We start from the raw sequence: 13,103 nt of genomic DNA, 5'->3' as shown, positions 1-13,103 counted from the left end.
AACTGACTGCATGAATACGGCTCGCACAGTGATGCCCGACAACCCCGCGCCGAGCTACCCGCTCGCCGATCTCTGCGTCCTGGCCGACTTGCCGCCCCGCACGGTGCGTTACTACGTGCAGATCGGCCTGGTCGACCGCCCGCAGGGCGAGACCCGGGCGGCCCGTTACGGGAGCAAGCATCTCGAGCAACTGCTGCTGATCAAGAAGTGGACGGCGGCAGGGGTGTCCCTCGAGCGCGTCCGCGAGTTGCTGCACGGTGGCCCGCCGCCGGTTCCCGCTCGCGAACGCGCCATCGGCAGCGTGTCGGTGTGCAGCCATCTCACCGTCGCCGAGGGCATCGAGGTGGTCATCGATCCGCAGCGGGCTGGGCTGAGTCCCGAGGCGGTGAGGCAGTTCATCCAGGGCGTGATGACTGCCTTCAAGGCGGCGCAGGGTGAAGAAGACGGTGCTTCGCCGGCGGATCCGGCGAACACGAACAAAAGCGAACGACAGGCGAGAGAATCATGATGAAGCAGCAATCGGCACGGCTTGAGACGCGCGCGGGTGAGGCAATGACGCTCAAGGGCGTGCGCTTCGAGGGCACGCTGCGCGGCACGCTTTTTGAAGCGAACCTCGAGCAGCGCTTTGCCAACCCGTTCGACCGTCATGTCGAGCTCGTGTACACCTTCCCGCTACCCTGGGCGGCCGTTTTGCTCGGGGTCGAGGTCCAGATCGGCGATCGCCGCCTGTCCGGCGCGGTGGTCGAGAAGAAGCAGGCTGAGCAGGGCTACGAGGACGCAATTGCCGAAGGCAACACCGCCATCCTGCTCGAGCAGAATTTCGATGACAGCTACACGCTGAACCTGGGCAACCTCGCACCCGGGGAGACCTGTGTGGTGCGGCTACGCTACGCCCAGGTGCTCCAGTTCGAGCAACATGGCCTGCGCCTGGTGGTGCCCACGGTAATCGCCCCGCGTTATGGCGATCCGGTGGCCGATGCCGGCTTGAAGCCGCACCAGGTGGTCGAGCATGATCTGATGGTCGTGCATCCGTTCGAGCTCAGCCTGCGCGTCGAGGGCGCCCTCGCACGCGCCCGCATCGGCTCGCCGAGCCATCCGCTGTCGATGCGCCTGGAAGGTGAGGGCGAGACGACGGCGATGGTCGTGTCGCTTGCACGCGGTGGCTGTCTTGATCGTGACTTCATCCTCGTACTCGATGAGGTCGTGCAGGATTCGCTCGCCCTGTGCGCGCAGGACACGCAGCACGCGGGCGCGGTCAGCGTGCTGGCGAGCTTCTGCCCGCGTGTGCCGGCGTCGGCCCATCCGCTCGCAGTGAAGATCCTGGTGGACTGCTCGGGCTCGATGCAGGGCGACAGCATCGCCGCCGCGCGACGTGCGCTGCAGGCCATCCTCGCCGGCCTGCGCGAGGGTGAGCGGTTCTCGCTGTCACGCTTCGGCAGCACCGTCGAGCACCGCTCGCGTGCCTTGTGGCGAACGAGCCCCGCGACCCGGTTGGCCGGGCAGCGCTGGGCGGCACAGTTGCAAGCTGACCTCGGCGGCACCGAGATGGAGAAGGCGCTGGATTCCACGCTGGCCCTGGCCGGCGCTGCAGCGGCAAACCTCGGTGCTGAGGAGGGGGCTGCGCCGATCGATCTGCTGCTCATCACCGATGGCCAGATCCACGCCATCGACCGAACGGTGGCGAAGGCGCGCGCGCTGGGTCACCGGGTGTTCGTCGTCGGTATCGGCAGCGCACCGGCCGAGGGCGTGCTGCGTCGCCTGGCCGAGGAGACCGGCGGGGCCTGTGACTTCGTCGCATCCGGAGAGGCTGTGGAACCGGCCGTGCTGCGCATGTTTGCGCGCCTGCGCTCGCAGCGCATGGCGTCCCTGGAGCTTGTGTGGCCGGCCGGTGCGAAGCCCATGTGGATGAGCGCGCTACCCGGCTCGGTGTTCGATGGTGACGCGGTGACCGTGTGGGCACGCTTTGCACAGGTGCCGGATGGGACGGTGCGTCTGGTCGGGACGCGCCCGCACGCCGTGGCGCCCGAGTCACTGGGCGAGGCCAGCCTGATTGCTGCGGAGCATGATGCGACGCTCAGCCGCATGGCAGTGGCCGCGCAGATCGAAGGCCTGCTCACCGCCGAGGGCGCCCACTCGCGTGAGGCGCTCGAACTGGCCGTCGCCTATCAGTTGGTCAGCCCGCTGACGCATCTCTTGCTCGTCGAGACGCGTGCCGGAGCCGACAAGCCGGCGGACATGCCCGATCTCGTGAAGGTGCCCTCGATGCTGCCCGCCGGCTTTGGCGGGCTCGGCAGTCTCGACTTCTGCATCGACCCCTGCATGGCGCCGCTCACCGTGAATGAGGCGCCGCAGCACTATGGCTCACCGGCTACGGTAAGCGGTGCGTATTTCGACTTCGAAGATGCCTTCGATGCGCCCGTGGTGCTGCGCTCGGGACGACGGTCGGATCGCCGCGATACGCTCAAGAAAGCAGGGAACTATGACATCCCGGCGTTCCTGCGCCGAGGCTCGAACCAGGACGCTAGGCAGCCACCCCGGGACGATCCGCGTTACTGGCGTGCCGAACCGCATTACACAGGTCTTACCCCGCTGGGCCTGACACAGTGGCTGCACAGTCACCCGCAGGCCGAATGGCCGCAAAGTTATGCTGAGCTGAGCCGAATCGGTGTCGGTCCGGCGGTGCTCGACTGGCTCAAGTTCGTGCTCGCTGAAGGGGAGGGCGAGGCCTTGGTGGTCGCGAGCTTCATCCAGGCGATGGCGCAGCGCGATCTGCACGAAGCGCTGCTGTCGGACACCGGTACGCTGGGTCGGCTCAAGGCCTTGGCGAAACGCGTGGCACCGGGCGCGACGCTGAAGGTCATGCAGGACGATCCTGCAGCCGAGCCGATCGTCGCTCGCCTGCAGGTGTTTGTAAGCACGCTCCGGGCAGAGCGCTGGCCCAACTGCGTGTTTGACCTTCGGGACGAGGTGACGGCGCTTGGTTAGCCGATTGCAGGTGTCACGCGTAGAAAAGGAATTGCGAGGAACGCCCCCATGCCTGTGAAGACCGTCCTCGACGGCAGCGCCGTACCGGTCAGGATCTGGACCGACGACATCGACGAAGGCTCGAAGGCGCAACTCGCCAACATCGCGAGCCTGCCGTTCATCCACCACCATGTCGCCGCGATGCCCGACGTGCATCTGGGCATCGGCGCGACCATCGGCTCGGTCATCGCAACCCACCAGGCCATCATCCCGGCGGCGGTGGGTGTCGATATCGGCTGTGGCATGGTCGCCGCGCGGCTGTCGCTCACCGCCAACGACATCGACGAGAGGCGGCTGAAAAAGGTGTTCGATCAGATCAGCCGCGATGTGCCGGTCGGCCGCGACCAGCATGCGGACGGCCGGGTACTGGTCGACGCAGTGCGCCCCTTCGAGCCAGGCCTCAAGGCCCTGACCGAGCGCCACCCGCAACTACTCAAGGCCTTCGGCAAGTTCTCCAAGTGGGCGAACCAGATGGGCACGCTCGGGGGCGGCAACCACTTCATCGAGGTCTGCCTGGACGAGCACGAGCGCGTCTGGGTGATGCTGCACTCGGGCAGCCGGGGCATCGGCAACGCGATCGCGACGTACTTCATCGAGCTTGCGAGAAAGGACATGGCGCGCCACATGATCCACCTGCCCGACCGTGACCTGGCCTACTTCGCCGAGGGCAGCGCACACTTCGCCGATTACGTCGAGGCGGTGCATTGGGCGCAGGAATACGCGATGGCCAACCGCCAGGCGATGCTCGATCTCGTGCTCTTGGGGCTGGCGCGCCACCTGCCGCCGTTTACGGTCACTACCGAGGCGGTGAACTGCCACCACAACTACGTCGCCCGCGAGCACCACTACGGCGCCGACGTGTGGGTGACGCGCAAGGGCGCGATCCGTGCGGGGCAGGGCGAGTTCGGCATCGTCCCTGGCAGCATGGGCGCGCGCAGCTACATCGTGCGCGGGAAGGGCAACCCGGAGAGTTTCTGTTCCAGCGCGCACGGTGCCGGCCGGCGCATGAGCCGCACGGCCGCGACCAAGCGCTTCACCGAAGCCGATCTCGCACGCCAGACCAAAGGGGTGATCTGCCGCAAGGACAAGGGCGTGGTCGACGAGATTCCCGGGGCGTACAAGGACATCGATGAAGTGATGGCCAACCAGCGCGACCTGACCGAGATCCTGCATACCTTGAAGCAGGTGGTGTGCGTGAAGGGGTAGACGTGGTGACCAAGGACGGGTGGGCTCGGCGCTTTGCGAGGTGCGCAACCCTGATTGAGCAGGCAGACGGCGTGCTGAATGCTCATCAAATGCAGCGTCTGGATGGCTGCATGGGCGATGTGTGACCTGCAGGTTCGTGGGCGCCAGGGGTCGATGAGCGCCGCCTGCATGCTGTTGAACGACCTGCGGTCCGGTGTAGAACTCCACAGAAGTTCGAGTGGCAGCGATATGCGAACGGTTAGCTTAGCCCCGGCGAATCAAGGGCACGAGGAGGTCAAGGTCAAACCGGAGCAGATCTACGAGGTCTGTGACCGACGCGCCAGCCGAAGTGCAAGCCGAGTCGATGTTCGCGCCAGCTTTGAAAGACATTAAAGCCGCTCGGTTGCGTGCCTTTCCAATGAGGCTCGCCGGTGGAAGATTCAGCCGCACCAAGAGTGATCTTATCCAGGTGCACGAGCCCCCCAGTAGCTTTGCCATCGCCGCGTTACTGAAATTCGAACGGAAATAGGCCTCGGCGACTTCAGTGGCCGTGTGAGCCCCGGCCGGTTTGCTCCCACTGGGACGCGAGCGCTTTGCGCGAACTTTCAGCGACTCTGGTGCCTCCTGCGCGTTGGTCAAGTCCGAGAGCGCCTCGTCCGCGTCACTGTAAAGAGCCGCCAGTGCGACGGCGTAGGCCTCGGGTCGGCAGATGGTCGCAGGCTTCATCACGCCGTCCAGGGACGCGGCAAAGACTCCTGGCCTTGTTTTCTGGCTGAGAAAGGACGGGAGAAGGCGAGCGATCCAGTCCCTCGGCGCTGTCTCGAGTACCAAGTCAGAAAGAATCTTCCGTTTTCCTGTTAACGCCCTCCGCAGCCCTTGCTGTTTCGCACGGGCCGCAATTATGCCGCTGGCTTGTCTCACGGGCATACTCTCGCATCTCGCCATCAGGGCCGTTGAGATGGCAGCGTACCGTTCTACGACCTCGTTCTGCGGGCCAGGCCATTCCGTTGAATCTGATGGAGCAGCCGTCCAAGAGAATCTCTGGATTCGGGAGATGTGGCGTGTGTCGAAACCCGTGGAGATCAGTGGTTGCGCATGCTTCTCGCACCATTCGACCCCAGGGATGTGGTGACTTACCCGTATGATCGGAAATCCCCAATATGCCAGGTCTTCTTGCTTGCAAGCATCGCAGATCCTGAAGGATGGCACTTTGACCCGGAGTGCTTCATAACGTAGATGGCTCTCCCGATTTTCGCCATGGGAATGGGGTGTCGCGCCGCACGTGAAGGCCTGCTGAAAGGGGGCGAGTGTGTGAAACCGTAAAAACTCCGAAACGTCCACATCGGCGACCCATGCGAGAAACTGCGCCTTGGGGACTTTGGGATCAACTACACCATCGGCGGATACGGCAGCGATCAACGACTCGAGAGAGTCGGCTTCATTCAGCACCAGGACGCGCAGTGCGTAGCTGTGTGCCAGTTCGTCGGGCAGGATGGTTGGACGCTGCAGCCATCGCGGATGTAAGGTCCTCCCGACGAGGCGGACGGCATCCTCGACAATCATTTCGGATCGCCAGTCTTGTAGAGCGTAAGCAACGGCGCCAATGATCGGATGACGGCCCCAAGCGCCCGCGCCTGTTCTTCCGAACCATCCCAGATAGATGCGATCGCGCTGACCAGCTCCTGGTTCTGTGCCACTCGGAGTGTCGAGATGGGGCTCTTCCGGCTGACCACATATGCGCATATACGCCGATAAGCTTTTGCGGTCGGAGAAACCCCTCCCGACAACACGCGGCTGACATGAGGTTGTGTCACGCCCGTCGCCAAGGCGATCTCGTCCTGATGTATGCCCATTGACCTGACGAGTCGAGAGAGTTCCTCGATGGGCAAGGTAGATTCAGTCCCGTGCATGACCACAAAATACATAAAAGTATATGCGGATGCAAGGGGAATCTATCTCTCCGTGAGCCTGCTATCGATCACCAAGGATCGATCCATTCCAAGAACCGCGTATAGAGCATGGACATGGTTATGCTTTGGTCGGGCGATCGGAGAGCGATACGGATCAACTGAGCCGTGGCGCTCTGGGCGAATTTCGGATTCGGGCATCCTTCGCAAGGAATCGGTTAGCCAACATTGCCTGGACCACTCAAGGAGTGGGGTTCCGGTTGGGCCCGCGATTGTATTTTGGCTGCCGACCTTCAGAGCCTGACGTTTGGCGAAGCGGGGGAGGGCCTTCCCGGTACCGGTGGTTTCCACAGACGCTGACTTGGGCTACGAGAACGATAATGCACGCCGACGCGCGCTCTTCAGTTAGCGGCTCTGAGGTCGCGTAGGTCGTCTAGAAGGCTTTCGATGTATTTCCGGGATTCGGGGAGGCGCTCAAGGCGTGGCTTAAATGGCAGCTTGGGCAGTCGCCGGAGGATTGCAGGCGCCTTTAGAATCTCATTGGCGGACAATTCCAGGCTCTCGGCGACGATCTGCAAGGCCGCCAGGCATTGTGCGTCGCGTCCGGACCAATCGACCCGAGGGACACGCTTGTGTTCAGCCATGCCAGTGCGTACGGATTTTCGAACTCGACTGCGCAGCCATAGTCGGTCATGGCGAAGGAGCCAACTGTATCCGATTCCAGTGGTCGCCCGGACGACTGGCATCGTTGCCTCGGGGTTCAGCGCGAGAAAGTCATCGAGGCGATCTCGCTCGATCTTTCGACGACGTTCCAAAGCGCTTGCCTTCCAGGTTGCACGCAGCGTGCTGTTGTCGTTGAGAATTCGGTCGACGGTCGACTTCGACAGGGAGGTCTGGGCGCAAACGTCACGCAGTGGGTGTCCTGCCTCCAGTAAGGAGACTACCAATCTCCTAACCGTATTGGTTACCACTCGCGGCCGGCGTGAGATATCGGCCAGACCCAGGCGCCCGATCCAGCGCATCGCGGTGTTGATGTCGACACCCTCAGCGGTGCACAACGCCCGAAGGGAACCTTGGTTCGTCCGGTAGCCGTCGGCTATACGATTCAGCGCTGAAGCGAAGTCAGTTGGGGGTAATTCGTCGTCGCGCGACGTAAGGAGGTCGGTGCAGTTGAAGGAGAGCGACAACTGACTCTCCCACCGATAAGCCGAGACAAATCTTTCCCAGTCCCCGAACAGGAATTCAATTAGCACCAAGTGGGTCAACGTCGGTATGCCGTTTCGTGGCTTCCTGATGAGCCTTAACAAACTGCTTGAACAGGACGTGGAGACGACCCGATGGAAGGGTGAGAGCGACGAGATTGGCCGGAAGTGTGCAGTCACTGCGCTAACGAAGTCGTTGGCACGGATGAAACCTGCTGGAGTCAGCAATCCCAGTTGCGTGAGGCCAAATCGATAGCATGCCTGCAGTGAAGCCTCGTTAAATCCGCCCGGCAGCGACTTGGTGAGTGTCGCGGCGCTGAGAGCAGAGAAGCGGCGAAGGATGGGTAAGGCATCAGGTGTCAGCTCCAATGCCGTTGCCCGCACATTCAGATCCTGATCACCGGGCAAGAAAAGCTGGCTCCGGCCGAGGCCATTGAGCCTCACTTCTGAGGTGAGGAGGAGTTCGTGATGAATCGGACACAGATAAGATGCAGGAAGTTGATGAATGCGATGCCAATGGGCGCGACCATCGCGATTGATATCTACGTCAGTGCAGGTCTTGCAGAAACTAAGTGGGTAATTGGCGCCAGCCGGACTTGCCGGTAAACCGAGTATGAATTTAAGGCGATTTACCGTGTTTCCTGCCATTGCAATGATCGCGCGATCAACAACGTCCTGATTGCGAAATGCCGTGAAGTAGGGAAGCACGGAGTGCTGCATCGCGAGCACCTCAGGTGTCCCGAAAACGCCGCGAGTTCGTCGGGAGAACTCGTCCAGATGGCTCGGGAAGTCATGCCGCAGTCCGGCGACTGGACTTCCAAACAAGGTGGCGCAGGTTACTTCGGCCCTTGAATCGGCGCGCAAGCGCTGCGTGGCGGTGAGCAGCGAATATAGTGTCTCTCCCTCGTACAGTGCTGGAAGCATGTCACGACGTTTTTTCAGAGCTCTCACGAAGCTCTGCGAGGCCTTCAAGCGCGTGCTGGACCAGTCCATTCTTGCGCATGTCTTCTTCCTTGAGCGTCTTTTCGAGGCGTTCGCGCTCCTTGGCAGTGTTGGCTTCGCGGGTCTCTTCTGCAGCAAACTTCGACTTGCCTGATTTCTTGCGAGGCCTCGGTTGCTTCGGGGGGTGCGTCGGTTGCCGCGCCGAAGCGGTAGCGGAAGCGCTCTCGTCGGCCGGGAAGCCCCAGATCTTTCTGTAAAACGCTGATGCGACATCCGGATAATGCGCAAACAACTCGGGTTTGCGGTAATTGAAGCCGTCGGCTAACGGCCGCAGAGCGTCGAAGTCCGTCGAGTTGTAAGCCGATTTAATATCCTCGGGGGTCACATATTCGCGACCGTGCAGGAGAAGTGCCTGCAACTGGGCGCTTGTCCAGAGCGTAAGGCCGAGGCGCGCGATGCTGCCACTGCGCTGAAGCAAAGTCTGGATGCACTCCTCAGGCCGCTGCGGTGACTCCTTCAGGAGGTAGTAAGACATGATCCCGTCGACAAGCGTCTGCGCATCGGCATCGGCAAGAAGCTTGGCGTGCTGGGTACTCGGTGATCGGGGGTCACCGGGAATCAGCGACCCCGGGGGCGAAAACCGTGCACCTGGAATCAACTTCAGGCGCGAAAGGTCCTGACTGTACTCGACCCAGTCAAATGCTCGCTCATTGCCCACGAAGACGGTCGGGATTCCACTATTCATCAGTTGCAGCAGGAACAGTTGGATAAGGTCGGCGTGCCCGCATTGCACGAGGTTTCTCAGTTGCCCCTCGTCTATAAATAGGATGCCCGTGTGGTGCGCTATGAGTCTCGCAATCAGTGCAACCGTCAGCTGTTCAACGGTGCGAAATTGTTTCTTAAGGGACGCCGCGTAGTTTGTTCCCAAGGCGCGGTCCATTTGCAGCAGGGTTCCAGTAATAAATCCGCCGCGCGTGCCGTCCGCGCTCATGTCGACTTGCAGGTAGATCAATTGTAGCAAGTGTTTGAAGCCAGCAGCTTCGCACCCGGCACGCTCAACAGCCTGCTGCGGATAAAGTGCGCAAAACCGATCCGCTGTGACGGATTTTCCGGTCCCGGTGGGGCCCTTGACAACGTGGATGGCCATGCCCTTGCTCGGCAGCTTGGGTGGCTGGGAAACCGAACGTCCCGGATTCATTAACGTCTGCCAATAATCGAGGCGTGCGGCGTTATTGAGTGGATTTCGCCGATCAAGCCCGGTCAGCAGCATGCCTTGCCAGGCGAGCGCGCACTGGACACTGACAGATGTAGGTTGGAGAGGAGACTTCTCCGAATTGAGAAGACCAATTCGAGTTGCTATATCAAGTGACTTGACGTCGATTCCGGCAAGTGGATCGAAGGCGAGTGCCGCCGCGATGCTGTCGAGGTCGGGGAAACGCGGGAGACCGTCGGTAAGGGGATTTCTTTGCCTTATCCAAGTGCTGCTAGCTTCGGTACTGTCAGGCATTGCGGCTCCTTTCTGCGATACGTCTCAAGATGCTCTGGACCAGAGGCGATGCGCTGGTCGTCGGGCTCGGCGGCAGCGCCTGAGTCGCGACGCTCGGAGGTTCGGCCTCAGGAGCGCGGCCTTCGGTGTCATCAGCCGAAGGAGGTTGGGCGGGCTCGTCGGTTGGCTGGGAGTCAGCCTGGATAGGGTCAGTAGCTGGCAGTACGGGCATTCCAAAGACTAATGCCGCCTTCTCAGTTTCCCGGTTAGCTCTCTTGTCACGCTTCATCCCCGCCTTGGAGGGCTTCTTCGGCGCTTCGTCGAGGTCCCGCTGGTAGGCTGCCTTGGATTCTTGATTGGTATGGTCCTGGGCGTCCTCCAGGGCGCTCATGGCATCATCGCGGCCGACGCGAGCGTTGAAGCGGTCGAGGCTGCAGGTGTCTATCAGGTCCAACATGTCGGGCAGGGAACACTCAACGAGGCGCTCCGAGTCGTCGCTGTTTACTTTGGCGTCCAACTCCATCAGTTGGCCGCTGACTGGGTCCCGGTAGTAAATGTGAGAGGGGTGGTACGGGTCGTGCAGGAAATCGTCGTCCCAACTCTCGGGGGTGACGCGGCCGCGCATGACCCTCGCGCGGATGGTGCGCTGCACGAAATCCTTATCGCGGGCAATGTAACGTACGGGTTCGACGAATTCGCGCCTGTCGCCGCGGTCCGGGCGTAGCAACTTGACGCCATTCTTGGTGAATGTTCCGCGAATGGGCATAAGCAACTTCATGCGCGCCTCTTGGATGCCGATCAAGCTGATTGCCACTTTGCCGCGAGAGATATCCCATCGCGTTAGATTCAGGCGGGTGAGTGGGATACCCTGGGTGACCAGCTCGCGATGTTCAGCAAGCGTCGGAATCATGTCGAGCGGCATCGTGTTGTGGGCGTGGATGGCGCGCGCTGTTTCGCGAATCGCTTCAATGATCGTGTGGCAGGCGTCCTCGTCGGGTGATGCTTCCCCGCGCTCTTTTTTCTTTCCGTGCGTCGTTCCATGCATGTTGTGGTCGGACGCGCGATGGACAGTGTGGTGAGCGCTCTCGACAGTGGAGTTCATGTCTGATCGAGCAACCGGGACGAATTGGACACCACAGCTGATTGCCTCGAGGCATTCCTCTACGGCCGTGCAGCGCAGGTCGGTGTTGTCTGCAACCAGGCAGGCAAACTGTATCTTCAACCAGTCATCAGGGTTCTGTTCCTCCAGCCCAAGCCACGCGAGCCACTCAGTCTTGTCAGAGATTGCATGTAGCATTGCAAGCCGCACTGTTGTGGCGCTGGGTGCATCGAGGCCCAGATAAAATCCCGGGATGTAGCCATATTTGGAGTCAATGATCAGGATGCGATGTGCGCCGCCAATTCGCTTGATGCGGTTGAGGACGCTCACAAAGTTGATGTCGACGCCCGTGGAGTCCATGGCGCCGCGCTGGCCGACCGCGGTGACGTTGTCATTTGCGGAACCCAGCAGCGCGCGATCGATTCGCGCCATTGTGAATTTGGTGAGCTGGGTTTTCCAGGACTCGTGGCCGGGCGAGCGCTGGCGTCCCCATGTACAAAATTGCTTTCGGGTTGGCCGCTGATTTGCCGGGTAAAGCGTGTGGACAGCCTGGCCGCGCTTGTTGGTCGTGATATCTGAATAAAATTCCCGCCAGGTACGGCGCAGTGCCTTGGCGACGGTCTTGCCGCGGATGTAGTAGTTGCGCCAGCCGAACCCGCAGATGTCTTTGTCGTGCTCGGATAGCAGGAAGCCTTCCTGCCCACTATTTCCGGCTTTCGTCGGCGCGTTGCGGCGCCCAAGTTTTTTTCGTTGCGTACGCTCTTCTCCGCGTGCCCCGCGGGCATCATCGAACGGCGTTAGCGCACCCCTAGTGCTCCCTCCGGCCCAGTACTGATTCAGTAGGTCGTTGATCTGACGGGTCAGCCTCTTAGCAGGTAGATCGTTTTTCTTTGACAACTCGGCGGCACGGGCTGCGATTGTCGCCACGCGGAACTGTCGGTCGAGTAGCCGAGTGCGGCTGTCAAAGTCACGGACCAGCGGCTCGATCAGGGCCCAGCGCTGCTCGCGCTTTCGGCGGGTTCCTGACTTTTCCTGCCCAGCCCTGCAGTACTTTCGATCAAGCTCTTCATCACTTGCAGTCGAGTCTGGACGGGGTGCTACTCCACCTTCGACGATTCGGCAACGCTTTCGAGCGAGGTCCATTTCAACATCTGAAAGCCGCAAAGTGATCGGGCCTTGAAAATACTTCCTGCCCCGCGAGGTGATCGGTTCCAGTGCAATTAGAACGATTCGGTCACGTTCCCCTTGTTCTACCAGCAGTACCCGCATGGTCTTTGCGATCAGCACCTTGGGCTGGGTGGGCGTGAGGATCTCGCCGGGAATGGGAACTCGTTGAGATGTTTCTGTCATCATGACCTCCCAAGAGCGTGTCGGGTGAGGACGTCCCGGACAGCTTGGCGCAGGCGTCGGCCGCCCTGAGGTGGTGGCTTCGCGGGATGGATATCGCGCGACAAGTCGCAGTCGATGGCCTGATTCCAAAGGCAGTGATGGACTAGGGCGGTTGCGTCTGCATGGCTTATGCGGCACGCATCGGCGGCCAACCTGATGCTGTCGGCAACGGGCTGTGCTTGTAGGTCTTGTGCATGCCGAGCCAGTAGGTTGTCCCGTGCCAATGCGAGGGGACCGTTGGGGGGCAGCGTTGCCGCGCGCCGGTAAAGATCTAGGTTCGCGAACAACTGCCCGACATACTGAGTTCTATCGGCAACGATGTAGCCGACGCCGAGTTGTCGCGCGTAACGGCGCTCCCCTTCAAGTTTTTCCGGGCCACGGTCCAGCGGGTCAACGTGCTGGTATCTATCGGAATCTAGTGGCTTGATGCTGGCCAGCACCGTACGTTGGGCCGGCACCTCGATCCAAGGTAGGGTGAGGCAGAGGTCAATTGACCATATGTAGGGGATGTCAGTACCAACAAAAGTCCCATGGCCGATGCCCGCGTCGCGGCAAATCTTGATCATTCCAGGTGACCGTGCAAGCAACGCGTCATCCTCGAAGTTACGCCCGTGTTCAGGGTGAAAATGCGGCCAGGGCCAGGCTGGGAACTGCTCACGAATCAAGGCACCGGCCCAGCTAAACAGCAGGGCCATGTGGTATTCGGAGTAAGAAAAGAAGTGGCAGCGGCGTCGGAACGGGGGGAGCGTTTCTACCACCTGCACCGACACCGGTGAGGTGTTCCAGCGCTTGATCTGCAGGATTGGCTGGTAGAACTCGTCCAAACCGCTTCCGTGGCCGGCGGCGATCAGGGTTGCGACACGATCCCA

General features: G+C 61.3%; 9 protein-coding genes. 3 read left to right on the top strand and 6 right to left on the bottom strand.

Annotation, left to right across the window (positions count from 1 at the left end; translation table 11 throughout):
• Positions 1-31: 31 nt before the first annotated feature.
• From CCZ27_RS12160 to CCZ27_RS12150, 3 genes are read left to right on the top strand one after another with little or no spacing between them, the layout of a single operon-like run.
• Entirely contained in the window at positions 32-508 is a 477-nt protein-coding gene (locus tag CCZ27_RS12160) for a helix-turn-helix domain-containing protein (RefSeq protein WP_096448512.1), read from the top strand.
• Positions 505-2,985, top strand: a complete 2,481-nt coding sequence (locus tag CCZ27_RS12155) for a VIT and vWA domain-containing protein (protein WP_198363111.1) — start codon at positions 505-507, stop codon at positions 2,983-2,985. The genes CCZ27_RS12160 and CCZ27_RS12155 overlap by 4 nt, the downstream gene beginning before the upstream one ends.
• 48 nt (positions 2,986-3,033) lie before the next feature.
• Complete coding sequence (locus CCZ27_RS12150) at positions 3,034-4,230, top strand: RtcB family protein (RefSeq protein ID WP_043743597.1); 1,197 nt, start codon at positions 3,034-3,036, stop codon at positions 4,228-4,230.
• A gap of 243 nt (positions 4,231-4,473) precedes the next feature.
• On the opposite strand, the gene CCZ27_RS12145 is transcribed toward CCZ27_RS12150, so the two are convergent.
• The 6 genes from CCZ27_RS12145 to CCZ27_RS23535 form a co-directional block, all read right to left on the bottom strand.
• A complete protein-coding gene (locus CCZ27_RS12145) occupies positions 4,474-5,772 on the bottom strand; it encodes a TniQ family protein (protein ID WP_157748567.1) in 1,299 nt (432 codons plus the stop codon).
• Positions 5,769-6,062, bottom strand: a complete 294-nt coding sequence (locus CCZ27_RS24830; RefSeq protein ID WP_503660839.1) for a helix-turn-helix domain-containing protein — start codon at positions 6,060-6,062, stop codon at positions 5,769-5,771. The genes CCZ27_RS12145 and CCZ27_RS24830 overlap by 4 nt, the downstream gene beginning before the upstream one ends.
• Positions 6,063-6,517: 455 nt before the next feature.
• Positions 6,518-8,311 carry a TnsD family Tn7-like transposition protein gene (locus CCZ27_RS12140; RefSeq protein WP_083200207.1) on the bottom strand — a complete coding sequence of 598 codons (1,794 nt, stop codon included), beginning with the start codon at positions 8,309-8,311 and terminating at the stop codon, positions 6,518-6,520.
• The gene (locus CCZ27_RS23545; RefSeq protein ID WP_157748565.1) at positions 8,244-9,767 is read right to left on the bottom strand and encodes an AAA family ATPase; all 1,524 of its coding nucleotides are present in this window, start codon (positions 9,765-9,767) and stop codon (positions 8,244-8,246) included. The genes CCZ27_RS12140 and CCZ27_RS23545 overlap by 68 nt, the downstream gene beginning before the upstream one ends.
• Positions 9,760-12,198 (bottom strand): TnsB C-terminal domain-containing protein, encoded by a 2,439-nt coding sequence (locus tag CCZ27_RS23540; RefSeq protein WP_157748564.1) that lies wholly within the window; start codon positions 12,196-12,198, stop codon positions 9,760-9,762. The genes CCZ27_RS23545 and CCZ27_RS23540 overlap by 8 nt, the downstream gene beginning before the upstream one ends.
• Positions 12,195-13,058, bottom strand: coding sequence for a PDDEXK family nuclease (locus tag CCZ27_RS23535; protein WP_157748563.1), 864 nt, complete (start codon positions 13,056-13,058; stop codon positions 12,195-12,197). Before CCZ27_RS23535 ends, CCZ27_RS23540 begins: the two co-directional genes overlap by 4 nt.
• Positions 13,059-13,103: the final 45 nt, after the last annotated feature.

The organism is Thauera sp. K11 (assembly GCF_002354895.1).
GTDB lineage: Bacteria > Pseudomonadota > Gammaproteobacteria > Burkholderiales > Rhodocyclaceae > Thauera > Thauera sinica.
The sequence above is the reverse complement of the archived record's forward strand: the minus strand, read 5'-3'. Positions and strand labels throughout refer to the sequence as shown.

Bases quoted from the DNA above. Each gene is read 5' to 3' on its own strand.
- CCZ27_RS12150 (WP_043743597.1), top strand. From the start codon at position 3,034: ATGCCTGTGAAGACCGTCCTCGACGGCAGCGCCGTACCGGTCAGGATC.
- CCZ27_RS23540 (WP_157748564.1), bottom strand. From the start codon at position 12,198: ATGATGACAGAAACATCTCAACGAGTTCCCATTCCCGGCGAGATCCTC.
- CCZ27_RS12140 (WP_083200207.1), bottom strand. From the start codon at position 8,311: ATGGACTGGTCCAGCACGCGCTTGAAGGCCTCGCAGAGCTTCGTGAGA.
- CCZ27_RS12145 (WP_157748567.1), bottom strand. From the start codon at position 5,772: ATGATTGTCGAGGATGCCGTCCGCCTCGTCGGGAGGACCTTACATCCG.
- CCZ27_RS12160 (WP_096448512.1), top strand. From the start codon at position 32: ATGCCCGACAACCCCGCGCCGAGCTACCCGCTCGCCGATCTCTGCGTC.
- CCZ27_RS12155 (WP_198363111.1), top strand. From the start codon at position 505: ATGATGAAGCAGCAATCGGCACGGCTTGAGACGCGCGCGGGTGAGGCA.
- CCZ27_RS24830 (WP_503660839.1), bottom strand. From the start codon at position 6,062: ATGGGCATACATCAGGACGAGATCGCCTTGGCGACGGGCGTGACACAA.
- CCZ27_RS23545 (WP_157748565.1), bottom strand. From the start codon at position 9,767: ATGCCTGACAGTACCGAAGCTAGCAGCACTTGGATAAGGCAAAGAAAT.